Raw genomic sequence first — 8276 nt, 5'->3', positions numbered from 1 at the left:
CCTGGGAAGTGGATACCGCATGGGGCAGCTCCAAATATAAACGCTGCGTCAATTTCTCCGATGCGGTTTACTTCTGCTGCCAAGTCCTCCGGGGCGTGGCCTTTGACGTGATCCGCTTCTTGGAGCGTAATCTCCTGCCCTGCCGCCCAGACCGCAGCTATCCCAGACCCGTGGTTGCCGGCAACCGCATTTCTCCTGTGTATGTCCCCGCGCGTTGACTCCCCTGCCTGCCGCGCAACTCTCTTTTTGGTAACTTCTGGTTAACTTAATGGCATTGCCCACCGTGGGACGCAAATCCGCCCAAAAATAAATCCCACGGTGAGACGCAAATCCAAGGAAAGGAAGACGCCATGCGAAAACGGGAACATTTTATCGGCCTCTGGCTGGACGACAGGGAGTACAAGCATCTTCTGAAGCAATGCTCCATCTCCGGCCTGAACACCAGCGCCCTGATCCGTCACAGCGTCATGGGGGTCGAAATCCTCCCCCGTCCGCCCGACGCCTGCGCCGCCCTGCTCCGGGAGCTGTCCGCCATCGGCAACAACATCAACCAGATCGCCCACAACACCAACGCCAAAAAGGAGGCGGAGGCGGCAGAGGTTGACGAGGCTGTAAAGCTGGTGTATCAGGCTTTGCGGCTGGTGAAGGAGGCGCTGTAATGGCCTACGACAAGATCATCGTCATCGACAGGCGGCTGGACCACTGTCTGGCCTACGCGCTGAACGAGGAAAAGACAGCCCTCTCCCGTGCCCTGGACTACGGCATGGAGCCGACCAAGACGCGCCATCTGGTAACGGGGGTCAACTGCTGCCCGGAAACCGCCTGTTCGGAAATGCAGGCTACCAAGCGCCGCTGGGACAAGCGGGGCGGCATCCAGGGCTATCACATCATCCACTCCTATGCCCCCGGCGAAGTGACGCCGGAGGAAGCCCACGAGGCCGGGGTGGAGTTTGCCCGCCGCCTGCTGGGGGACCGCTACGAGGCGGTCGTCTCCACCCATACGGATCAGGAACATCTGCATTGCCATATCGTGTTCAATTCCGTCTCCTTCATGGACGGGAAGAAGTACAGGAGCGATTTTCAGAGTTATTTCGGCGCGCTGCGGGAGACCTCCAACGCCGTCAGCCGTGAATACGGCTTGTCGGTCATTGAGCCGGAGGGCGGAGGAAAACACTACGCTGAGTGGAAGGCGGAGAAAACGGGCAGAGGCACCATCTCCGGCCTTGTGCGGCAGGACATTGACGCCGCCATCCGGGAGAGCTTCACCTTTGAATCCTTTCTGGCGGCCCTGCGGCGGCAGGGGTATACCATTAAATATGGTGAAAACGTCAAGCATACCGCCGTCACGCCGCCGGGAGGCAAGCGGGCCTTCCGCCTGGACAGCCTGGGGGAAGGATATACCGAAGCGGACATCCGGTCCCGGCTGGCTGCTGTTCGGAGCGGCGAGGCCCCGGCACAACCCGATCCGCCGCCCATGATCCCCAAGCGATACCGGGTCCGCAAAGGAAGCATCCGCCAGCGGCCCCGGAGGAAGCTCCGCGGCTTTCGGGCCCTGTATGTGTACTACTTATTTCTTCTGGGCGGCCCCCGGCGGAAGAAACGCCGCCCGCCTCCCTTCTCCGTCCGGGCGGAGGTAACACGGCTCCACCAGTACCAGCGGCAGTTTTCCCTCCTGCAAAAATACCGCGTAGACACGGACCGCCAGCTTTCCACTCTGGAGGACGCCCTGCAAGCCCAGATTGACGCCCTGACGGACCGCCGGAAGGAGCTGTACAGCCAGAGGCGGGAGGGCCTGAACGTGGAGGCGGAGATCGCCGCCATCAACGGAGAACTCCGCCAGCTCCGCCGGGAACTAAAAACCTGCGGCAGAATTGGTGCGGACATCCCCCGCATCCGCCAGCAGGTCCGGCTATGCCGGGAACAGGAGGCCCCCGCGCCGGAGAAAGACCGGAGAATCAAGAAATTTGAAAGGAAGTGAGCGAATGGACGTAAGCGCCGAGGCCGCCGATCTGGTGGTCAAGGAGGGAATCCAGGCGACAGAGAGCGCCGTGAAGCTGGCGGGAGCCGGTTTGAAAAATGTGGCGGCGCTGCTGCTGGCCTTGCAGCGCCAGGATAACAAGGTCATCGGCAAGACCACCGCCAAGCGGCTGGCCCGCGACCCGGTTCCCGCCGAGGTCATTCCCTTGAAAAAGGAGGATATGCGGAAGTTCAAGAAGCTGGCGAAGGAGTACGGCATCCTGTACTTTTTCGCCCAGAAAAAAGGGAACGAGAGCGGCATGATCAATGTAGTTTCCAACCAGAACTACGCCGCCCAGCTCAACGCCGTCATGATCGCCCTGGGCTATCCCGTTCCCCAGCAGACCCAGGAGGGCGAACCGCCAAAAAAAGCGAAAGCCCCTGCTCCACAAGAGAGGTCCTCGCCCGAGCGCGGGAGTGGCTTGAATCCCTCCCAGACGACCGGGCCGGATATTGAGATGAAGGAATCCGTGCGGGCGAGGCTGGAGGGGCTGCGGGCTATGGCGGAGAGCCGTTCCAGGGAAAAGATCAGAGACAAAACACGATAACCCAAAAAGGAGGAATGATTTTTATGCCGAGTATCAGCGAAATTCTCAAGGGCAAGACCGCCCGGGACGAGGCCAGAGTGACAGAGCTTCGGGCCGAACGGGAGAGCCTTTCTTACATGCGGGATGGGGCCCTGGAGGAGATCACCACCAAGCCGGACCGCTACCGGCAGTACCTTGCCTTGCAGGCAGACAACATCCGGTGCAGCGTGGGCAACGTGGCGTTGACCATAGTCCAGATGCCGGAGGCCACCAGGATCGGCACCACGGATTTCTGGCATGACCAGGGCCGCTACGTTCTGGACGAGGCCATGAACAACGGCGCGAAGGTGTACCTTCCCCCCAGGGACCCCAAGCGCCGGGGCTACTTCATGGGTTACTACTACGATGTGAGCCAGACCAGCGGCAGGCCCCTGCGGGAAGCGGAAGTCCTCACGGACAAAAGCCCCCGGATGATGGCGGCTTTAACCGCCCTCATGGACCAGTCCCCCGTGGCGCTGGCGGAGGACAAGGAGATTTCCTCCCCGGCCTTCTATGACGAGGCCAGCTACACCATCTACATCAACCCGGATCAGAAGCCGTCGGCGGTGTTTGCGGCCCTGGCAACGGAGATCGCCTATGCCCGCGCCCATGAGCGGGGGTACAACAAGGGCTACAAGCGGGAGCTTTACAAGCTGGACGCCGAGAGCGTGGGCTACATGGTATGCCGCCGGTTTGGCGTGGAGTGCAGCCCCCCGGACGCCAAGTATGTGAACATCCTCTATGACGGCTATCCCGCAGTCAACCGCGGGGAGGCTCTGGAACAGCTCCGGGGAACGGCCCGGAAGATTGGAGACGGCCTGGATCAGAAGCTGAATCCCCGCCAGCAGGAGCGGAAAACGTCCCGCCAGTACGGCAGAAGATAAGGCTGCAATATTCGGGTGTGTTCCCCCCTGGGAGGGTACGCCGCCGGTCCCTGTCAGTCAAGGCCGGACGATTGCTGGCGCAATCGCCCGCGAGCCGGCCAGTCTGAGGACTGGCCGGGCCTTGACAGACAGCGCCCGCCGGCGTTTTCGGCAATCAAGGGGAACACACCCCAAAAGCCGCCAGGAGGCGGCTTTTGCTATCCTGGGAAGCGGTTTTTCCCCTTCCGGCCGGGAGGACCAACGGTCCCCCTGGCCTACCCTGAATTAAAATTGGAGGTTTTGCGAATGAAACGAACCTGGAGGCACTTTGCACCCGCCCTGGCCGCGCTGGTCCTGGCGCTGGCCTTGTGTCCCGCGGCCCTGGCCGCTGAACCGGAGAACGAAACAGCGGTTACGGCCATTCCCGCCCCTTCCTCTGTTTATCCCGCCGAGGTCCGGGAGACCGAGGAAAACGGCGTCCACCGGATCGAGAAGGTCTACTATCTGACCCGCCGGGACGACCCCGCCGCCATCCCCACCGGGGACTTTCAGCGGGAGGGCAGGACATATACCCTGCTGGACGTGCTGAAAAACGATCAAAGCGAGACAGACAGCAAAGAACACATCGAGGTCGTCACGGTGGAGAGCTCCACGGACAACATGACGGAGATCATCCAGCAGTTGGAGCCCGCCTTGGAAGTCACCACCGAGGACGGCTATTCCGGCGTCCTTGCCCCGGATTACCCCGGCATCAAAGTAGAGGCGGCGGGTTACAAGACCAGCTCCCGCACCGTCACCGCCGCCCGGAGTTATCCCAATCTCTCCGACGCCGATGCGTCTCTGATCCCCAAGACGATTTCGGACGGCGGACGGACCCTGACCCTGGCGGACGTGCAGTGGCAGGAGGCCGGAGGGTACTACAACGCCTCCGCTACCTACTCCGGCACCGCCACGGGGAAGTACGCCACCGGGTACAATGTGACCGTGGAGTACAAGGGAGAAGTCACCCGGACCCGCAGCGACAGCGTGATCTACACCGCCGTTTTTGCGTCTCACGGTGAGACGCAAATCGGGAAGGATGACGCCGGGACCGGCGGGGCGGAGCTGACGGAGAGCGGCGGCGCGGGTAAGGCCGTCCTGCTGATCCCCCTGGCCGCGCTGCTGGGGGCTGCTGGCTTTGGGGGCTGGAAGCTCACAAAATACTACAAGAATAAGAAACGGGGGTATGTGTAATGAAGAAACGCTTGATCACGCTGCTGGCCGCCTGCTGTCTGCTGGCGGCTCTTTCTATTTCCGCAAGTGCTCTGGAATATACCTTTGACAGCCCCTCTACCGGGGATTTCGGGATGCCTACCAGCGCCGGTGATACCATCCGGGAGCGGGAGGACCCCAACACGGACAAGAGCAAGAACAGCGCCTTGATCCCGCCCGGCTTTGGGACGCCGACCAGCTATCTCCCCAACTCCGGTGAGTTCCTGACGCCCAACCTTGCGGCGGGCGGGCCGCTGAACAGTCCTTCCCTCATGGCCTCCGCTGGCGGGTCTAACACCTCCGGCGGGGCCGTGGTCCTGCCGGGACCCGTGGGATCTGTCTCCAGCACCCCGCCCACCTTTGCCGCGTCCAGCTCCGGCAGTGGGACTGCCAGCACCAGCGGAGGCTATACGGAAGTGACCGAGGACAGCTATTACAGCAACGGCAGTCTGGGAACGCTGAAAATCCCGGCCATTGACTTGACAGTGAACATCTACCAGGGCACCGGCAGCGCCACGCTGAAAAAGGGAGCGGGCCACTTCACCAACACCAGCATCTGGAATGGCAACGTCTCCCTCGCGGCCCATAACCGGGGGGCCAACAGCTACTTCGGGGAGATACACACCCTGGAGAGCGGGGATCGGATCACCCTGACGACCAAGGAGGGGACCCGGACATACTCCGTCACCAGTGTTTCCAAGATCAGCGAAACGGACAACTCCATGCTGGAATCCACCTCTGACAACTGCATCACCCTGTTTACCTGCGTCCGGGATCAGAGAGAATACCGCTGGTGCGTCCGGGCGGTCGAAACGTAAAAATAAATCCCACCGTGAGATTCATTTGACAGGTGGATTTTTGACGCTTTTCCACATTTTTGGTACAATATTAGTGAGGAAACCCACTAAAAACCAACAGGAGGTATCTAAAAATGAAGGGAAAGTTTCTGCAATTCATTCTGGGTGTTCTTACTGGGGCGGCGCTGTTCGGCGGGGTCTCCGCCGTAGCCGCCGGGATTGCGGCAGAGCCCGCATGGTCCCCCATCTTCGTGGACGGCCAGCAGGTGCAGATGACGGCTTACAACATTCTGGGCAATAACTATGTGAAGCTCCGGGACATTGGGAAGGCCGTAGGCTTCAACGTCTATTTCCAGGGCGGCGTCCAGGTGGACAGCAAGGCCCCCTATACCGGCGAGGCCCCGGCCAAGCCCGCAGAATTCACGGATGATCTGACAGAGGTCCGCCAGGAAATGATCCGCCTGATCAATCAGGTACGCCGGGAGAATGGCGTGGCAGAGCTGGCAGTCAGCACGGCGCTCATGGCCGCCGCCCAGGACTGCGCCCAGCAGGGGTTCAGGTCCCATGATGTTCAATATGAGAATGAATCCGCCCTGCGGCACGGCTATTCCCACGGCATTGGAAGCAATCTCACGGTGTTCACATACAACTGCAATACGGACATTGCGCAGACGGCAGTCTCCCATTGGAGGTATTCGCCCGGGCATTTCCAGACCATGATCGCGGAACGCTATGACGGTATCGGCGTGGGCGTCATGCTCCGGGACGATGTGACCTACTGCTACATGTTCGCGGGAAACTCCAACGGGGTCAACCCCTACGCGTAAATGCCCAATCCCTTCGCAGCCCTCCCGGCAAAAAGCTGGGAGGGCTTTTCCATTCCCTTTTGCGTCTCACGGTGAGACGCATTTCTTTTTTGAAATCAAATTAAGAAAGGAAACGGTTTATGAAGAAAATGAACCATCCCCTGCGGACCCGCGTGACGGCGCTGCTGCTGGCGCTGGTCTGCGTCCTGGGCCTGCTCCCGGCAACGGCCCTGGCCGCCAGCGACACGATCAAGCTGGAGCGGTTCGGCATGTCCGGCGTATCCTACGAATCCGCCGCCCTGGGCCGCTGTTCCCTCCACGAGATGTATTTCTCCGGCGGGAATAAAACCTCTGTGGGCTTCTGCGGCACGAAGGGCGGCGGAATGGGGAGTTCCCTGATCGGCCAGACCTGGGGGAACAAGACCCCCATCTCCGATCCCACCGTCCTGACCATGATGGCCTACTACTACGCCCACTCCACCGGCGTCTTTACGGACGAGGCAAAGGCCCTGGGTGTAGACAACATTTGGAGCGCCGGCTATACCTGGTACATGAACGCCTGGGTACAGGCGGTCATCTGGCGCTATCAGCAGGGCAGCATGAGCGACCCGGTTGTCGCTTGCGCCGAGGAGCTGATGGCAGTATTCAACTCCCTGGAGGGCGCCCACTACACCAGCATTGACGAGGAAAAGGACGGTTCCTCCTTCCGCTCCAGGGCGCAGTATATTCTCGACCTGGGACAGCGGGGCGTATGGGGCCAGTGTACGGCCTATGAGTACGGCTTCACCGGCGCGGGCTCCAGCGCACACCCTGCAAGCGGTGTCCAGAAGATCATCCTGGGGGAGCTGGAAGTCACCACGGAGGATAGCTATACCCTGATCGTCAAAAAGGTGGATTCCACCAATCCAAGCAAGGGCCTTGCCGGGGCGCAGTTCCACATTGAATCGGAAAGCGGCTCCTTTTCCAAAGACGTGACGACCGGGAAGGACGGAACGGCCACTCTGGAAAACCTGACCCCCGGAACTTACGCCGTGACGGAAACGAATCCGCCCGCCGGATATGAGATTGACAACGCAGGACCGGAGTATGTCGTTCTCCCCGGCAACGGGAACAACACCGTGACCGTCACATTCCGGGACACCCCCACCATTACCAGTGAGGGCAGCATCCGCAAGGTGGACGCGGACGACCCCACCAAGGGACTTGCCGGGGCCATTATCAAGATCACCGGCGTGGACAACAACTTCTCCGGCACCTTTATGACCCGGGAGGGCGGCTATATCACAGACATCCCCTGGGACACCATGCCCATCGGCAGCTATACCGCCGAGGAAATGACGCCCCCGGAGGGCTATACCAAAAGCCCGGATCAGGATAAGGTGAAGCAGACTTTCGTTTGGGACGGCAAGTCGGACGTTTCCCTGATCTTCGAGAATGACGCCAAGGTGAAGGTCCGGCTGGTGAAGCTGGATGACAGCGGCAATCCCCTCCCCGGCGCTGTATTCAATATCATCAAGGACGGCCAGATCGTCGGCACGGAGGAAACCAAGGCGGACGGCTCCATCACGGTGACGGACGTGACCGAGGGAATGTACGCCTTTGTGGAGGTCTCCGTCCCGGCCCCCTGGGCTAAGCTCACCGAGCCGGTCATCGCCCATGTGGATCAGGCCACCGTCAACGGGGGCGGCACCGTCACTGTCACCGCCTCCGACAAGAAGCTCCCAAACCTCACGATCTTGAAGCGGGACGCCAAGACCGGAGACGTGATCCCCAACACCAACTTTGAAATTCGCGGCATCCATTACGGCTTTCACTATGACGTGACTACCGGGCCGGACGGAACCGCCACGTTGACCGGCATCCCCGTGGATTCCTACGAGGTTACGGAAATTTCCGTCCCGGACCCCTATGTCGTCAGCGACGAACCCACCCAAACCATTTGGCTGGAGGCTGGGGACAGCAAGCAGCTCATTTTCG

9 protein-coding genes are annotated in these 8276 nt (G+C 60.8%); all 9 read left to right on the top strand.

The window, feature by feature from the left end; genetic code table 11:
- A partial coding sequence (locus tag QZ326_RS09620) for a hypothetical protein (RefSeq protein WP_365328953.1) occupies window positions 1-218 on the top strand: 218 nt, incomplete at its 5' end.
- A gap of 132 nt (window positions 219-350) precedes the next feature.
- Complete coding sequence (gene mobC / locus QZ326_RS09615) at window positions 351-659, top strand: plasmid mobilization protein (protein ID WP_295744527.1); 309 nt, start codon at window positions 351-353, stop codon at window positions 657-659.
- On the top strand, window positions 659-1978 hold the full coding sequence (locus QZ326_RS09610; protein WP_295744525.1) for a relaxase/mobilization nuclease domain-containing protein: 1320 nt from the start codon (window positions 659-661) through the stop codon (window positions 1976-1978). The genes mobC and QZ326_RS09610 overlap by 1 nt, the downstream gene beginning before the upstream one ends.
- Before the next feature lie 4 nt (window positions 1979-1982).
- Entirely contained in the window at window positions 1983-2564 is a 582-nt protein-coding gene (locus QZ326_RS09605; protein ID WP_295744522.1) for a PcfB family protein, read from the top strand.
- A gap of 23 nt (window positions 2565-2587) precedes the next feature.
- Window positions 2588-3466 carry a hypothetical protein gene (locus QZ326_RS09600; RefSeq protein ID WP_295744520.1) on the top strand — a complete coding sequence of 293 codons (879 nt, stop codon included), beginning with the start codon at window positions 2588-2590 and terminating at the stop codon, window positions 3464-3466.
- Between the two features lie 285 nt (window positions 3467-3751).
- The gene (locus QZ326_RS09595) at window positions 3752-4678 is read left to right on the top strand and encodes a hypothetical protein (RefSeq protein WP_295744518.1); all 927 of its coding nucleotides are present in this window, start codon (window positions 3752-3754) and stop codon (window positions 4676-4678) included.
- A complete protein-coding gene (locus QZ326_RS09590; protein ID WP_295744515.1) occupies window positions 4678-5514 on the top strand; it encodes a sortase in 837 nt (278 codons plus the stop codon). Before QZ326_RS09595 ends, QZ326_RS09590 begins: the two co-directional genes overlap by 1 nt.
- Before the next feature lie 113 nt (window positions 5515-5627).
- On the top strand, window positions 5628-6320 hold the full coding sequence (locus tag QZ326_RS09585) for a CAP domain-containing protein (RefSeq protein ID WP_295744512.1): 693 nt from the start codon (window positions 5628-5630) through the stop codon (window positions 6318-6320).
- 119 nt (window positions 6321-6439) lie between these two features.
- Window positions 6440-8276: collagen binding domain-containing protein (locus tag QZ326_RS09580; RefSeq protein WP_295744510.1), on the top strand; the 1837-nt coding region annotated here is incomplete at its 3' end.

The organism is uncultured Oscillibacter sp., assembly GCF_910587525.1.
Taxonomy (GTDB): domain Bacteria; phylum Bacillota; class Clostridia; order Oscillospirales; family Oscillospiraceae; genus Oscillibacter.
The sequence above is the reverse complement of the archived record's forward strand: the minus strand, read 5'-3'. Positions and strand labels throughout refer to the sequence as shown.

Excerpts from the sequence above, each read along its gene's own strand:
- mobC (WP_295744527.1), top strand. The coding sequence starts at position 351 with ATGCGAAAACGGGAACATTTTATCGGCCTCTGGCTGGACGACAGGGAG.
- QZ326_RS09585 (WP_295744512.1), top strand. The coding sequence starts at position 5,628 with ATGAAGGGAAAGTTTCTGCAATTCATTCTGGGTGTTCTTACTGGGGCG.
- QZ326_RS09610 (WP_295744525.1), top strand. The coding sequence starts at position 659 with ATGGCCTACGACAAGATCATCGTCATCGACAGGCGGCTGGACCACTGT.
- QZ326_RS09600 (WP_295744520.1), top strand. The coding sequence starts at position 2,588 with ATGCCGAGTATCAGCGAAATTCTCAAGGGCAAGACCGCCCGGGACGAG.
- QZ326_RS09590 (WP_295744515.1), top strand. The coding sequence starts at position 4,678 with ATGAAGAAACGCTTGATCACGCTGCTGGCCGCCTGCTGTCTGCTGGCG.
- QZ326_RS09605 (WP_295744522.1), top strand. The coding sequence starts at position 1,983 with ATGGACGTAAGCGCCGAGGCCGCCGATCTGGTGGTCAAGGAGGGAATC.
- QZ326_RS09595 (WP_295744518.1), top strand. The coding sequence starts at position 3,752 with ATGAAACGAACCTGGAGGCACTTTGCACCCGCCCTGGCCGCGCTGGTC.